At 29.9% G+C, this 1126-nt stretch carries 1 protein-coding gene; it reads right to left on the reverse strand.

Features of this window, described 5'->3' with window-relative positions; translation table 11 throughout:
* Positions 1-75 precede the first annotated feature (75 nt).
* Positions 76-756 carry a LicD family protein gene (locus CRYPD_RS07695; RefSeq protein WP_138146985.1) on the reverse strand — a complete coding sequence of 227 codons (681 nt, stop codon included), beginning with the start codon at positions 754-756 and terminating at the stop codon, positions 76-78.
* Positions 757-1126 lie beyond the last annotated feature (370 nt).

Genomic DNA, 1126 nt, shown 5'->3' on the forward strand with positions numbered 1-1126 from the left:
GTCTGCGAATGAATGTTGAGTTGTTTGTTTCCAAGACATTGTTATTTTTTTGATTAATTTTAGATGGTTGTTATTTTACTGGATTGGTGTGGTTTTGGTTGATTTATGCAAAGGTCTCAAATAGATATTAAAATTACGATAGTAGTCTAATGAATCCATTCTGACAAGGTTTTCTAAACCTCTATTATTACAATCAAGAAAATATTCAAAATGAATATACTCGGTAAACTTTTCTTTTTCCACAAGTGCGCTCTTTAAGTTTTTTTTAATATACTTTTTATCAACTTTTACACCATGCATAGCAACATCTCCACTATAGAAATACTCAGCAACACTTATGATTTCTGCATCTTTTTGCTTATCAATTTTTTTAATAAATCTAACAGGAGATATATGAATATGTCCAGCATACAATTTTCCATCATTACGTAACATTATCTTGGTGGTGGCTAACTTTTCAAATAGCCCTCTTGGAATATCATTATGTTCATGAAACAAAAATATATCTGTATTAACAGTTGATTCTATATCTAACGCAGAAATTAATCTCAGGTATTCATTTGCTGGAACACAAATACCGCAATTACTATTCCAAAGAATAAAACCCTTATGTCGAACAGCACCCAACAGTGTACTTGCATCTAGCCAATACTCTATATCATTATCTTTGCAAATCCGATCAACCATTTGCAAAAGTCTTAACATTTCTACCTGCAAGTCTTTTAGTGTCGCTATTTTTAAATAATCACTTTCCATATTTTTTAATTAAATACAATTTCAGATAATAACAAAGTTTCGAATTCTTCTGGAGTGTTAACATCACAAGCAACCATTTCATCCAATATAAAAGAATGATTAATTACCGTAAATCAATGATAATTATACTTAAAATTATCTAATTTTTGAATAAAAATTGCGCTATTTTGATAATAGTATGGATCGTACTCTGATGCAAATGGATACCTCTCAGCATATAGGTTAAAATTTATCGGAAAAAATATTTATTCTACATATGAGACCTTTGCATAAATATGAATAATCATCAAAAATCCACTTTTCACCCGCTTGGCGATTTTTTAAACCCAGCCTTAGCCCTGCTAGGACAAGGTTTAATAAAATCACCAAT

The sequence above is a fragment of the Bathymodiolus heckerae thiotrophic gill symbiont genome (genome assembly GCF_900180345.1).
In the GTDB taxonomy this organism is placed as follows: Bacteria; Pseudomonadota; Gammaproteobacteria; order PS1; family Pseudothioglobaceae; genus Thiodubiliella.